Annotated in this window: 15 protein-coding genes; 7 read left to right on the plus strand and 8 right to left on the minus strand. The window is 59.8% G+C overall.

Annotated elements, in window-relative coordinates; translation table 11 throughout:
• Nucleotides 1-123: 123 nt before the first annotated feature.
• The 5 genes from DSM107133_RS23545 (at nt 124) to DSM107133_RS23565 (ending at nt 3261) form a co-directional block, all read left to right on the plus strand.
• Nucleotides 124-504 carry a transposase gene (locus DSM107133_RS23545; RefSeq protein ID WP_114293543.1) on the plus strand — a complete coding sequence of 127 codons (381 nt, stop codon included), beginning with the start codon at nt 124-126 and terminating at the stop codon, nt 502-504.
• On the plus strand, nt 501-848 hold the full coding sequence (gene tnpB / locus DSM107133_RS23550; protein ID WP_108693086.1) for an IS66 family insertion sequence element accessory protein TnpB: 348 nt from the start codon (nt 501-503) through the stop codon (nt 846-848). The genes DSM107133_RS23545 and tnpB overlap by 4 nt, the downstream gene beginning before the upstream one ends.
• 62 nt (nt 849-910) lie before the next feature.
• Nucleotides 911-2524, plus strand: a complete 1614-nt coding sequence (locus DSM107133_RS23555) for an IS66 family transposase (RefSeq protein ID WP_114293542.1) — start codon at nt 911-913, stop codon at nt 2522-2524.
• Entirely contained in the window at nt 2524-2820 is a 297-nt protein-coding gene (locus DSM107133_RS23560) for a hypothetical protein (protein ID WP_114293541.1), read from the plus strand. Before DSM107133_RS23555 ends, DSM107133_RS23560 begins: the two co-directional genes overlap by 1 nt.
• 102 nt (nt 2821-2922) lie before the next feature.
• Entirely contained in the window at nt 2923-3261 is a 339-nt protein-coding gene (locus DSM107133_RS23565; RefSeq protein ID WP_114293912.1) for a hypothetical protein, read from the plus strand.
• 249 nt (nt 3262-3510) lie between these two features.
• Here the strand turns inward: DSM107133_RS23565 and DSM107133_RS23570 are convergent, their stop codons facing one another.
• A complete protein-coding gene (locus tag DSM107133_RS23570; protein WP_243253569.1) occupies nt 3511-4086 on the minus strand; it encodes an IS630 family transposase in 576 nt (191 codons plus the stop codon).
• Nucleotides 4083-4280, minus strand: a complete 198-nt coding sequence (locus DSM107133_RS23575) for a hypothetical protein (protein WP_114294110.1) — start codon at nt 4278-4280, stop codon at nt 4083-4085. Before DSM107133_RS23575 ends, DSM107133_RS23570 begins: the two co-directional genes overlap by 4 nt.
• Before the next feature lie 539 nt (nt 4281-4819).
• Here DSM107133_RS23575 and DSM107133_RS23580 point away from each other — a divergent pair.
• On the plus strand, nt 4820-5779 hold the full coding sequence (locus DSM107133_RS23580; protein WP_089423416.1) for a GAF domain-containing protein: 960 nt from the start codon (nt 4820-4822) through the stop codon (nt 5777-5779).
• 129 nt (nt 5780-5908) lie between these two features.
• Nucleotides 5909-7432: an aldehyde dehydrogenase gene (adh, locus tag DSM107133_RS23585; protein ID WP_054540808.1), complete on the plus strand. Its 1524-nt coding sequence runs from the start codon at nt 5909-5911 to the stop codon at nt 7430-7432.
• A gap of 528 nt (nt 7433-7960) precedes the next feature.
• On the opposite strand, the gene DSM107133_RS23590 is transcribed toward adh, so the two are convergent.
• The 6 genes from DSM107133_RS23590 to DSM107133_RS23615 are packed head-to-tail and all read right to left on the minus strand — an operon-like array spanning nt 7961 to nt 13135.
• Nucleotides 7961-8986: a type IV secretion system protein gene (locus DSM107133_RS23590; RefSeq protein ID WP_114293704.1), complete on the minus strand. Its 1026-nt coding sequence runs from the start codon at nt 8984-8986 to the stop codon at nt 7961-7963.
• The gene (locus DSM107133_RS23595; RefSeq protein ID WP_114293703.1) at nt 8986-9405 is read right to left on the minus strand and encodes a hypothetical protein; all 420 of its coding nucleotides are present in this window, start codon (nt 9403-9405) and stop codon (nt 8986-8988) included. The genes DSM107133_RS23590 and DSM107133_RS23595 overlap by 1 nt, the downstream gene beginning before the upstream one ends.
• A 17-nt stretch (nt 9406-9422) precedes the next feature.
• Nucleotides 9423-10457, minus strand: coding sequence for an ATPase, T2SS/T4P/T4SS family (locus tag DSM107133_RS23600; protein ID WP_114293702.1), 1035 nt, complete (start codon nt 10455-10457; stop codon nt 9423-9425).
• 1 nt (nt 10458) lies between these two features.
• A complete protein-coding gene (locus DSM107133_RS23605) occupies nt 10459-11781 on the minus strand; it encodes a TrbI/VirB10 family protein (protein WP_114293701.1) in 1323 nt (440 codons plus the stop codon).
• Nucleotides 11778-12491 carry a TrbG/VirB9 family P-type conjugative transfer protein gene (locus DSM107133_RS23610; protein ID WP_162792038.1) on the minus strand — a complete coding sequence of 238 codons (714 nt, stop codon included), beginning with the start codon at nt 12489-12491 and terminating at the stop codon, nt 11778-11780. The genes DSM107133_RS23605 and DSM107133_RS23610 overlap by 4 nt, the downstream gene beginning before the upstream one ends.
• Complete coding sequence (locus DSM107133_RS23615) at nt 12488-13135, minus strand: type IV secretion system protein (protein WP_114293700.1); 648 nt, start codon at nt 13133-13135, stop codon at nt 12488-12490. The genes DSM107133_RS23610 and DSM107133_RS23615 overlap by 4 nt, the downstream gene beginning before the upstream one ends.
• Between the last annotated feature and the right edge of the window lie 24 nt (nt 13136-13159).

The raw sequence follows: 13159 nt of genomic DNA on the forward strand, positions 1-13159 counted from the left end.
AATTATGTTTTCCAGACGTTTCACGTAACCGCGCCATTGGCACCGCCTGCCTGAGGCTGGGGCGATGATCTAAGAGACGTCGTTAAAGACGTCATTAGCGACGTCTCTTATGCGGGGTCTGGAATGCGTGGCGAAATTCTTGGGGCGGAGCGGCGACGCTTTTGGCATGACGACGACAAGCTTGAGATTGTCGGGTCGGTTGGGATTGCCGGGGCGAGCGTGACGCAGGTTGCGCAGCGCCATGAGATTAAGCGACAACAGATTTACGCGTGGCGACATGAACTGAAGAAAAAAGGCTTGTGGTCGCCCGATGCCGGGGCGCTTTTCTTGCCGTTGGACATGCCCGTGACTGCAGGGGTGCCGGTGGCGCAGGCACCGGTCGCTGAACTGCCGCCTCCAGTTGCTGTTGAATTGCGCCTGCGTGGCGGGCGCAGTTTGCATTTTGAAAGCACGGTCGATCCGGCTGCGCTGTCGGGCCTGATCCGCGCGGTGGAAGGGGCATGATCGGCCCGGGCACCGGTGTGCGTGTGTATCTGGCCTGCGGTGTCACGGATATGCGCAAGGGGATCGCAGGGCTGGCGGCGCTGACCCAGGACGTGTTGCGACAAAAGCCTACCAGTGGGGCGGTGTTTGCGTTTCGAGGCCGTCGGGGTGACCGGATCAAGCTTCTGTTCTGGGATGGGCAAGGGTTTTGCCTCTATTACAAGGTGCTCGAACGAGGCCGTTTCCCTTGGCCAAATGCCCAGGATGGGGCGATGCGGCTGACCTCGGCGCAGCTTGCGATGTTGTGGGAAGGGATCGACTGGCGGCGTCCCGATTGGGGTGCTCCGCCGGCGCGCGTGGGGTGATTGTGCGCTAGGATTCACGTTATTTATATGGCGTTTTAACCTGACTTTTGGTAGTCAGGCGCATGTCGAAACACGCCGAAAACCTCCCCGATGACCCCGCTGTGTTGAAGGCGATGATCGCGGCTTTGCAAGCGGAGAATGCCAAGATATCGGCTACGTTGCGGGTTCATGACCAGCTGGTTCAGGCGCTTCGCCTGCGGATCGCCAAGTTGCAGAAACTGGCCTTTGGCAAATCCTCGGAAAAGATCGAGCGCGAGATCGAACAGTTGGAACTGGCGCTGGAAGATTTATTGGTCGCGGTGGCTGAAGGCGATGAAGCCCCCATCGACGAAGGGCAGGATGAACCGTCACCAGACACTGCTGATGCGCCCGCTTTGCGCCGCCGACCACGGGTTTCGGATACGACCCCGCGCGAGCGTCGTGAACTGGACCCCGGCACCTGCTGCCCTGACTGCGGCGGCGACCTGCGCGTGGTAGGCGAGGATGTCAGCGAATTGCTGGACATGATCGCCGCCCAGATGAAGGTGATCCAGATCGCCCGGATCAAGAAATCCTGTCGCCGTTGTGAGCGGATGGTGCAGGAACCGGCCCCCAGCCGTCCGATCCCGGGCAGCATGGCAGGGCCGAACCTGCTCGCACATGTGCTGGTCTCGAAGTTTGACGACCACCTTCCGTTATATCGCCAACACGAGATCTTCGCGCGAATGGGGGCAGACATTCCCGAAAGCACGCTGGTAGGCTGGTGTGGCCGCGCCATGAAAACCCTGTCGCCGCTGATCGAGCGGATCGAGGCTGACATCATGGCCAGCGACCTGCTGCATGCGGACGACACACCCATCCGGGTGCTGGATCGCTCTTTGCGCGACAAGGGGCTTGGCAAAGGGGTTAAACAAGGCCGGATCTGGGCCTATGTGCGCGATCAACGCCCTTGGGCGGGGGCATCGCCACCGGGTGCTGTCTATCGCTTTGCGCCAGACTGGAAGGAAGAGCATGTTCTCGGCCATCTGGCCAACGCCCGCGGCATCCTTCAGGCTGACGGCTACAAGGGTTATGCCAAGCTCTATGAGCCTGACCCCGATGGCACGCGGCGTTTACGCGAGGCGGCCTGTTGGGCTCACCTGCGCCGAGACTTCCACGATTTTTGGGCCTCGACCAAGTCCGAGATCGCCCGCGAGGCACTCGACCGGATCGGCAAGTTCTACGATATTGAACGAGACATCAACGGTCAGCCCGCTGACGTCCGTTATGCGACGCGTCAAAAGCTCAGCCGCCCACAAGTCGAGGCCTTCTTTGTCTGGTCCGAACAACAGCTTCTGCGCATCCCGGGTAAAAGCGACCTGGCCAAAGCCTTCCGCTACGGCCTCAGTCGACAGGAGGCCTTCAGCCTATTTCTGACCGATGGACGTGTGGCCATCGACAACAACCCTGCTGAACGTGCCCTGCGACCGATTGGAATTGGACGTAAGAATTGGTTATTTGCAGGGGCAGATACCGGTGCGGAAACCTTGGCCCGCGCTATGACCATCATCGAAACGGCCAAGCTCAACGGCCTTGACCCGCTGGCCTATCTGGCTGACATCTTCGACCGTATCCACGATCACAAGATCAACCGGCTGGATGAACTGCTGCCGTGGAATTGGGTGCCGCTGGCAACTGCACAATCAAAGGCCGCCTGATGGCTGCGGTGACCCATGTTTGCACTATCGATTACGTCGCCAGAATGTTGGGTGAGGATGCCGAACTTCTTGAAGCGATCATCTACAACGACGACAACCTGACCTATGGAAACATCGTCAGCATCTACGTCGGACCCGACGAAACAATCACCGCACTGACCGATGACGGGATCGAAGAGTTGAAGGAAATGATCCGCGCCGCTCGCATCACCAACAAAACATGGCATGAGTTCCTTGATAACTTCGTGGATGACACCGATCTGGTGACACGCATCAAAGCTAAATCACTGCGGTAGCAATGGGGCGGTTACCGTTTCACGCACATGCGCTGATATACTATTGCGATCGTAGATACATCGGGCCACAAGATCATAGCCTCCACTACTCTGGAATATGCGATGACCACAAAAGCAATCTTCGAACCAAACGTGACCACTGAACAAGGTCTTCGGGAACTGGTTGAGAACGGTCACACTGTCGAAGTACTTTGCGAAGCTGAAGCCGAGCGAAAGGGACCGAGTTGGTATGGCCTTTGGACCATGAGAGCGATCAGCCCTGACGGCCATGAAAGGCTACTCGTCACCGCCAGAAACCGACCCTCACATAACGACATCAAGGTGCGGGAATTCAAAACGGCGACTGGTGTGATCTCTTTCCTAATCGGTGTAGGGTTTTCTCAAGCAAACATTCCGTTTAAAGATGGTGCAAAGACAGCCCACAGCCTCGTCTCGGTCTAATGACCCTGTGTCGGCAAAACTAAACTCCGCGCGGGAGCCGACCGATGATGGTGACAGAATTACACCACGTCCGCTGACACTAACGGGGTCTTGCCCCGATGATCGCCCCCAGCCCAAAGCGGAACGACGGTCCTGGTTGCGAATATGCGATAGCTGACCTTCGCCGCGCAATGCACTGACGTCCGCAATGCGGACGAAGCTGACTTTAACTCCGCGAAGATCAATGGCCGCATTTAAAGCATTTCTAATTTAACCTGAGGCATATCCGGCAGCCTGAAAGTAGTTTGTACACTCCTGCGGGGAGTACATTGCGCAGATTTCGCCAAGGGCTTCGAACACCGAGGTGAATGATCGCGCACTGATGCGTCTGAGGTGAGCCTTCAATTTGGAGAAAGCCAACTCAATCGGGTTCAGGTCTGGCGAATATGGCGGCAGATAGAGGAACCAGCATCCATGAGCCTTGAGCGCCGCAGCGGCTTCTTTGTTGTGATGCGTCGCGAGGTTGTCGAGAACCACGGCTGTGCCTGGCGCGATCTCAGGGATCAGGACCTTTTGCACATAGGCCGCGAAGGCAGGACCATCCATCGCGCCTTTGATCACCCAAGGTGCGATCAGAGACTCATGTGTTAGCCCCGCAATCAGGGTTTGGGTTCCCCAACTGCCGAAGGGCGCATCCATCGTCAGGCGTTCGCCACGCGGGGCCCAGCCGCGCAGCCGGGCGAGGTTCGTTTTGACCGCTGTTTCATCAAGAAAGACAACGCGTTCCGGCATCCGCGCAATGGCTGGCAAACGGTGTGTGAACCAGTCCTCACGTCGTCGCCTCACCTTGGCACGGTGACGTTCGGTAGCGACCAGTGACTTTTTTTGTGCGTGAACCCGAGACGCTTTAGCAGATGCCCGATAGCAGAGTGCTGGACCTGCAGTCCGGTTGCATCAGCAAGCGCATCACGCAGCTCAAACAGTGTGATATCAGGGTCTTGAGCAATCAACTCTTCGAAAAAACCAACATGGGGTGCCAATTTTCCTGACCCTTTTGGACGACCCTGTACGGCAGGATCAGCCCGGCCCGTCGTTTGGATCTGATGCCGCCACCGGGCGCCCGTTGCTGGCGACAGCTTCAAGCGTGCTGCCGCCGCTCGCCCGCTTAACCCTTCCTCAATATATCTCTGAAACCGCGCACGTAGCGCTGATGGCAAAGGTGCTGACATTGTTCATCCTCCCAAACAGGATGAATCACAATCAGGCCAGTTTGGGAATCCCCAGCGATTCAGGTTTTGTTAGAAACGCTTTAATGGGGGCATATTTAGAGAAAGCACCTCGGGTGGGAACTGGGCCTCCGAGTCGAAAGTCACTTTCCCTTTTGGTCCATTTAAAGTCCCCACTTCGGGGAACCATTTCAATCGGCAGGACTTCATCCCAACGACAGAACAGCCCAAGAATTTGAAAAAGGAGGGCGTCAAAATTTCTTGGCGCAATGAGCCCCACTGGCAGTGAAGGTTAGGACAGTAGTCGACAAACCGAGACCAGCGCGTTTTAATGATGCTGTAGGGAGAGCAAAATGACACCAAAGGCATCGCATGCTGATATTGTGATGGAGGCAACGCAGTCGACATCGGCTGCGGCAAAGTCGCGGGTTGCTGCGAGTTGGCACCGTTCTGTCATTAAGCATGGACTGGACCCTGATGAGCATCGGGCACCTGACCGAATAGAGCAAAAAAGTCTGCAATTCAGGATGGAGACGCTCGAAAAATTCATGACCGTCGCGAGCCCGCGTTTGGACGCGCTTTTCTCTCTGGTCGGGCAATCGGGTTGCGCGGTTTTCCTGACCGATACAGATGGCATCATCCTAGATCAACGTCTCTCTGATGCTGACGCTATGGCATTTGAAGGTTGGGGCCTCACAACCGGTGCCGACTGGAGTGAAGAGAAAGAAGGCACGAACGGCATTGGGACCTGTCTGACCGAGCAACGTCATGTAATCATTCATCAAGACGAGCATTTCTATACGCGCAACACAGGCATGAGTTGCATCGACGCGCCGATCTACGGCAGCAACGGTCAACTTGTGGCGGCGCTTGATTTATCATCCGCGCGTGCAGATCAAACGGAGGCCTTCAATCGCCTGATCGCGGCCCAAGTGGCCCAAACCGCACGCGCGATTGAAGCCGCGAATTTCAGGGCCGCCTTTTCATCCGCGCGGATCATTGTGGCCGAGAGCGACGACGCCGAGGCCTCAACGCTACTTGCCATTGACGAAAGTGATTTGGTGATAGGGGCCACCCGCGAGGCCCGCCGTGTCTTTGGGCTGCAACGGACGGGTGATTTAGTCGCGCGCCCTGCAACAGACATACTGGGACGTGAAGATGGCCCTACAGGATTTGAGAAGGCCGAAAAGGCCGCTGTGATTCGTGCGTTGGCACGGGCCGGAAACAACGTATCGCAGGCCGCGCGCCAGCTTGGGATCGGTCGTGCGACGCTTTATCGGCGGATGAAGCGGCTTGGACTTGAAGATAGTTAGGGGAAACTGTCTCATTGGTGAGACACCTTTAATCCCGCGACACCTTCCTGCCACAAGACGTGGCGCACGACGCAAGTCACACTCTTTGTAATCCGGGAGGAGAAGCCGGATAACAATGGAGGATTTCAAATGAACGATATGACCCACACCGAGGCAGGCACATATGTGTCGCCGTTTAAGCTGCGCTACGACAACTATATCGGCGGCGCGTTTGTGCCACCCGTCAATGGCAAATACTTCGAAAACGTGACGCCCATTACCGGTGGCTTGATCAACGAATGCGCCCGCTCTGACGCGGCGGATATTGAGCTCGCACTTGATGCAGCCCACGCTGCCAAAGACGCTTGGGGCAAAACATCTGCCACGCATCGCGCGAATATTTTGCTTAAAATTGCGGACCGGATCGAAGAGAACCTAGAACTCTTGGCCACTGCCGAAACATGGGACAACGGCAAGCCGATCCGCGAAACGATGAACGCAGACGTGCCACTTTGCGCCGACCACTTCCGCTATTTTGCAGGTGTTTTGCGCGCGCAAGAAGGCAACATGAGCGAGATCGACAACGACACCGTCGCCTATCACTACCACGAGCCCTTGGGCGTTGTCGGCCAGATCATTCCTTGGAACTTTTCTTTGCTGATGGCGGCATGGAAACTGGCCCCTGCTTTGGCTGCGGGCAACTGCGTCGTAATGAAACCAGCCGAACAAACGCCTGCCGCGATCATGGTCTTTGCAGAACTAATCAACGATTTGTTGCCAGCCGGCACATTAAATATCGTCAACGGCTTTGGCGGAGAAGTCGGCGCAGCACTTGCCAGTTCCTCGCGCATTGCAAAAATCGCCTTCACTGGGTCCACCGTCACGGGACGCAAAATCATGGAAGCGGCGACCAAGAACCTGATCCCCGTCACGCTTGAACTGGGTGGCAAGTCGCCAAACATCTTCTTTTCTGACGTGATGGCAAAGGATGATGCGTTCTTGGACAAGGCCGTCGAAGGCTTCGTTCTGTTCGCCTTCAACCAAGGCGAAGTCTGCACCTGCCCTTCACGTGCGCTGATCCAAGAGGACATCTACGAAGAGTTCATCGCGCGCTGCATCAAACGCGTCGCTGCGATCAAGCACGGCGACCCTCGCGACCCCGAGACCATGGTCGGTGCACAAGTCAGCAAGGCCCAACACGACAAGATCATGGGCTATTTCACGATCGGTCGCGAAGAAGGCGCCGAAGTGCTGGCTGGTGGTGGTTCAGCGCGGTTCAACGGTGAATTGTCAGGCGGGAACTACATCCAACCGACGATCCTCAAGGGTCACAACAAGATGCGGGTTTTCCAAGAGGAAATTTTTGGGCCCGTCGTGTCGGTAACGACGTTCAAGGATGAAGCCGAAGCTTTGGAAATCGCGAACGACACGATGTATGGCCTCGGCGCTGGCGTTTGGTCGCGTGACATGAACACCTGCTACCGCTTTGGGCGTGCCATCGAGGCTGGCCGCGTGTGGGTGAACAACTATCACGCCTATCCAGCCCACGCAGCGTTTGGCGGCTATAAGCAATCGGGCATTGGCCGTGAAAACCACAAGATGATGCTGGACCACTACCAGCAAACCAAGAACTTGTTGGTGAGTTATAGCCCCAATAAGTTGGGCTTCTTCTAAATACTTCGAAAGGCGGCCTTTGCAAATACATGCAAAGGCCGCATCGCAGACCTCGTCAGTTCAAGCTTTGTAGCTATTCCATGAATTCCAATTGAAAACCTTGCTCTGGCAGCGTGTCAGTCATTCAAGGTATTTCTGTTAACCTAATTGACCGCTCTACCTACCGATCGAGAAACGCTCTCAGAATTTAGTCTATTGCTCCGCTTTGGGCTGGAATTTCGGGGCACGATTTCCTTGTTTCCCTTATCAAGATTTAAGCCGCTCCTCAGGTGTTCGGTTCATTCGGCACATTTCATAACCTTTAACCTAGGTTCACTCGAAGTCGGAAATTGCAACTGCTACTTTCAGTTTTCCGATTGCGGACATTCGCGGCAATGCAGAAAATCGGTAAAGAGGGCTCTCTACCGTCGTTCGCCGCAGTCCACACGAAGGTCCGCTGTCGAGAAACCGGCCAAACTTTGCAAAGGTCACTATCTGCCCACTGTGCCGCCTCTCCTTAACCAAAAGTCGGTCGGATTGCCTGCTATTTCATTGCCCCAACCGCTTCGCCCTCTCTGCCATCCTGACCACCTGCGCGCTTGCAGTGGCCGCAGCGCTTCGCGCAGCTGCAGGAGCCTGCGCCGCCCCCCGCCCGATCGTTTCGCCAGTCGTGAGCGCCCCGATCCGCGCCCTGCCCTTGACGCCGTCGGTATTGAAGATCCCCCGCATGATCCCGGTCGATCCAGCGACCACAGCGGGTGCCGCAGCCACCATCAGGTTCCCCGATATGCCTCGAACGATCAGGGGCGTTGCCGCGACGAAGCCTTTGGCGAGGAACACCATCACGAAGAACGGGACGAGCGAGCCGATGTTGGTGGCCGAGTTCGGGTCACCGAGCTGTGCTAAGAGCGAATTCGCCATACCGACGACTGTCGAGAACATGGCGGCGATGACGATGGGGTAGAAGGCGTAGCTGATCGTCGTCGAGACCCATCTATGGAAGAAATCCTTGGTCGCATCGAAGAGCGACAGGGCGATCATGATCGGGGCGAGCCCAAGCATCAGGGTCAGCATCATCTTGGCGAAGATGAGGACGATGCCGGTCATGAAGCCAAGGAGGCTGAGGAGCACAAGGCCGATGCCGCCGAGTATTGCGCCGGTCATCCAATTCAGGTTGCTGCCGATCGCGTTTAGGTACTGGCTGAACTCTGTGATGAGATCATCGAACTCGGCCGCAAAGTATGTGGCTCCTACCCCGCCGCCGCCGACCGAGGAGATCAGGGCCCCGGCGATGTAGTCGAGCCCGCCGATCACGGCGTTGGCGACCGCGTTGAAGTTGGCCCAGTTGAAGGCGAAGAGGCCTATCAGCGTCAGCTTTATGAAGTACCAGAAGAAGCTGGCCCCATCCATGCTTCGGAACTGGAAGGCCATGTTGATGCAGACGGCGATCAGCGAAAGCGTGACCATCAGCAGGACGATCGTGCCGGTATTGCTGGCCACAGCCCCGAACTGGGACTCGGCCGCATCGGCAAGGAAGCCGTCGGCAGTTCCGACCATCCAGCTGACGATGCTCATTACCAGTTGCCTTGCGCTTCGCAGATGTCCTGGACGTCGCGGGCGATCTGGTTCTGTGCGTTGCGAATGGCCAGCCGAGCTTGGGTGTGCTCTGCCTGCGTGCTTGTCGCGAACCATTCCTCGTACTCGACCGAGGCCGCGTCCCATGACGGAAAGCGGACATCACAGCCGCAATCGCCGGTTTCCTTGATCGCCTCCCATGACCGCAGCTCGTAGAGCCGCATCAACGTCAGCGCCTTGTAGGCCTCACGCGGGTGAACCTCGTCCATCCAGGTCGGGCGTGCGGGCCGGTCGTTGCAGATCCGGTATTGCTGGGGGGTCATGGTCACGCTGAGATCGTTCGTCACCTGAGGCGATGTCTGGGCCGCGAGGGGAGCAGCCAGCAGGGTGATAGCTGCGGCGAGGATGGTCTGGCGCATGGGGGTTTCCTTTCGGTTCATTCGGCCGCGACCGTGGGGCGCTCGTCACCCCCGGCTGGACCCGTGTTCTGGTCTGGATGTCTCGCCTGCCCCGGCAGGAAGAACTCAGTGATGCCGCGCGCGCCATTATGGCGACCGGCCTGGATGATCACGTCGATCGAGCCCTCTATGTAGTCGACCATGTCGGCATAGGTCATCGGCACATCGGTCTTGAGCGCCGCGATGGCGAGGCGGCGGACGGCGAGTTGCGGGGTCTCGGCGTGGAGAGTGGTCAGCGAACCGCCATGGCCAGTGTTGATTGCCTCGAGGAACGTCATGGCCTCACGCCCCCGGACCTCCCCCAGCACGATCCGGTCAGGCCGCATCCGCAGGGTCGAGGCCAGAAGCACATCGGCGCTGCGGGCCTCGGTGTCGCGGTCGGCAATCAGGGTCACAGCATTCGGCTGCTCAGGGCGCAACTCAGCCGCCTCCTCGATCGTGATGATCCGTTCTTCGGGCGGGATCAGTGAGAGGATCTTGCGCGCCGCGACGGTCTTGCCGGTCGACGTACCACCCGAGACGATCATGTTGAGCTTGTTCTCGACGCAGAAGCGCAGGGCGGCATCAATGTCGCCGGAGGCCACGACATCGCGCAGCGCAGCGTTTCGTTCAAAGCGCAGGACCTCAAGGCTGCGTTCTTTGCCATAGAGGAAACCAAGCTTGATGGCTTCCAGTGGCAGGGAGGAGAAGAACCGCAGCGAGATCGAAAACCCACCCTCGACGGCGGGTGGCTGGATCACCTGCGCCCGGATCGGACGGTCCCGGTAGAGGATCGAGACCGAGACGATGGGCTTTTTGGTGCTGAGCGTCGTCGAGGCGGCCGAGGCGATCTGGTTGCCGAGGTCCTTGATCTCGGTCTGGGTGAGCGGCGTGCCGAGGCCTCGCATGAAATGATCGCCCTGGAATTCGCCCCAGACCTGCCCGTCGGGGTTGATGCAGATCTCGATCGTGTCGTCGCGTTGCACGTGCGCGCCCAGCCGGTCGAGCGAGGCTTCGAGATAGCTTGCAGCCATGTCAGAAGATCTCCAGATCGCGGTCGACCATGACCGTGATCCGCGTGCCCTGATCGACATGGATCACGGGGCGGATCGCCAGATAGTCCTGCATGACGCTTTGGGTGCTGTCGTGCAGGTCCGTGCCGACGTCGCTCGCGATGTCGGCCGCAGCCTCATCCTCGATCTGTCCAGCGGCGGCTGCGGGCAAGGCCCCGATCAGCGAGATCAGCGCGGCCGAGCCGAAGCGCTGCGCGAAGCGGGTGTCGACAAAGCCGGTTGTGCCGGTGCGGCCGAGCTCGTCGCCGCCGAAGGCGCTGATCTCCACGGTCTGGTTGTCGGGCAGGATGATGCGGTCCCAGGCCACCATCACCCGCGACTGCGCGAGCACCACATCGGAGCGGTAACGCCCCACAAGACGCGCACCGCGAGGGATCAGGACGCGCGTGCCGTCGAATGAATGAACGTCCTCGGAGACGATGGCGCGGATCGCGCCAGGCAGCGTGCTGTCCAGCGCCGTCTCGGTCACGGCCTGGATCATCGTGCCCTGCACGACCGTGTTGCCGGGGTTCACGATCACTTCGGCCCGCGTCACGGGTGCGGGCCGCGCACCTGCGCGGACAAAGGCTTCGTCCTCATTCAAACGCGCCGCCTCGAGGCTGTTCTCTCGGTCGGTCCCCGCCCCCATCCCGGAAAACGCGATCATGGGCGAGGCAATGCGTTCGGCCCGCGCTTCGGCCTCAGCGATCCTGCGGCGTTCAAGTTCGGCGAGCCGCAACTCTTCCTCATTCGGCCCGAGGTCCGTGTGCGCGGGCGGGGTTAGCCGCGCGACCTCGAGGTCCATGCGCAGCTGGTCAAGCTCCCGGTCGCGTTCGGTCAATTGCCGTTCGAGCGCGCGCTGTGCCTCGGTCGAGGCGGTCTGTAAAGCTGCGATCTGCGCCGTGAGATCGGCTATGGCCTGCTCCGCCCCGCTGTCCGATGCCTCGACGGGCCGCGCGCGCAGGTCTTCGAGTTCGGCCCGCAGCGTGGCAAGGCTCTCCATCAGCGCCAGTTCTGACGCAGAGGGGCCGGTCTCGGCCGGCGGCGGCGCAGGCTCGGCCACGGGCATGGGTGCGAGGTCGCCGAAGCCCGATCCCGCGGTCTGGAATTCTTCGGGAGCTGCAGTCGGCAGGGGCGCTTCCGGTGACGGCTGAAGGGCGGCCCAGGCCAGACCGCCCACGGCCACGATCCCGGCAACACCGAGGACGGCCGCCAGCGGAGAGGGCCGTGCAGCACCGCGCTTCTTGTCGCCCGTCGCTTCAAGGGCTGCAAGGCGCGCAGCGAGGTCTTCGGTGTCCTGGCTCATGACGTGGGCCCACCCATATCCTGAACACAGACCTCGTCTTCCCCGAGGCGCAGGACCCATTGCCGGTTCACGCCCGAGACGCGGATGACGCCGTCCTCGAGTGCGGTGCTGTTCACCGCCCGCTCGCCGCCGTTCGTATATCGGAAGATCGCCGGGACCGGCGCGTTCCGCGCGAAGCGGAAATACGTGAAGGTGCCGTCATCCCAGACGGCCGTCGGCGTGAACTCCTCGCTTGCGCTGACGGCATAGTTCGCGTTCGGCGCATCGGCCGCGACCGCGCGGGTTGGTTGAACGCGGCTCTCGGGATAACGGAACTGCACGACGTAATGTGGCGTCTCGCGCGCCTCGACCACGTGGAAATAGTAGGAGCGGCGGTTCGTATAGACCGTGATGTTGGTGGCGACACCCGAGGCGGCTGGCTTGATCGCGAAGGCACGCCCGCCCGGCACGCCGTCGAACTGGAAGCCCACCGTGTCACCCGCGATGATCGAGCGGATGGTCTCGCCTTCGCCAAACTCGACGGTGGTGACCCGGGTCAGGGTGGTGACGACGCGGTAGACCTGCCCCTCGGTCCAGGTCGCGATCCGGAGGCGGTTGTCATGAGAACCCGCGCGCGGCGTGGTCTCGGCCAGCGCTGCAGGCGCCATGAGCGCCAGCGCGCTGGCGACCAGAAGGGCGTGAACGGATGTGAGAACTGGAACAGAGGTCATTCGGAACGGTCCGATCGGATGGCATATTGAGTGACGGTGAAGCCGAAGGGGTTCTGCCAGACGTCGTCGACCCTGCGGGCTCGTTCGGGCTGAAAAGCGAACATCAGTGTTGCAGTGAACGATCCGTCCTGCGCCCCCTGCGGGCTGGTCAGACGTTTTCTGAGGCGTACCTGGGCACGGTTGTCACCGATCAGCGTGATCGACGCGATCTCGACGGCCATCTCCGCAGCCGGGCCATAGCGCGTCGGCGGATAGCTCTCCTGACCGGAGGTCCACATGGCGCGCATGCTGGCCTCGGCCGCCCCGGTGGATTGCGCCAGCACGCGGCGCACGCGCAGATCGTTGTCGAGCTGGTTGTAGGCCTCGCGATCCAGGATGTAGCGGTAGATCTGCGCCTCGATGATGGCCGGACGTTCGGCAAGCGAGACCGTCTCGACCGTGACGTTCGGCAGGGCCAGACCCGTCGCGGGATCATAGGGCACGACGACCGGTGGGGGCGTCTCGACCATCAGAGCGACAGCAGCGGCCGCAAGGCAGCCGAAAACGCCGAAGCCTGCCCCGCCAAGGCCGATCATCCGCCAGAGCTGCTCCCTGCGCAGCGCGCCGTGGATCAACTCCTCCTCGACCAGTTCGCGCGCGCTCATGCCAGCCGTCATGTCCGGTGCCTT

Source organism: Pseudosulfitobacter sp. DSM 107133 (genome assembly GCF_022788695.1).
Lineage (GTDB): Bacteria > Pseudomonadota > Alphaproteobacteria > Rhodobacterales > Rhodobacteraceae > Pseudosulfitobacter.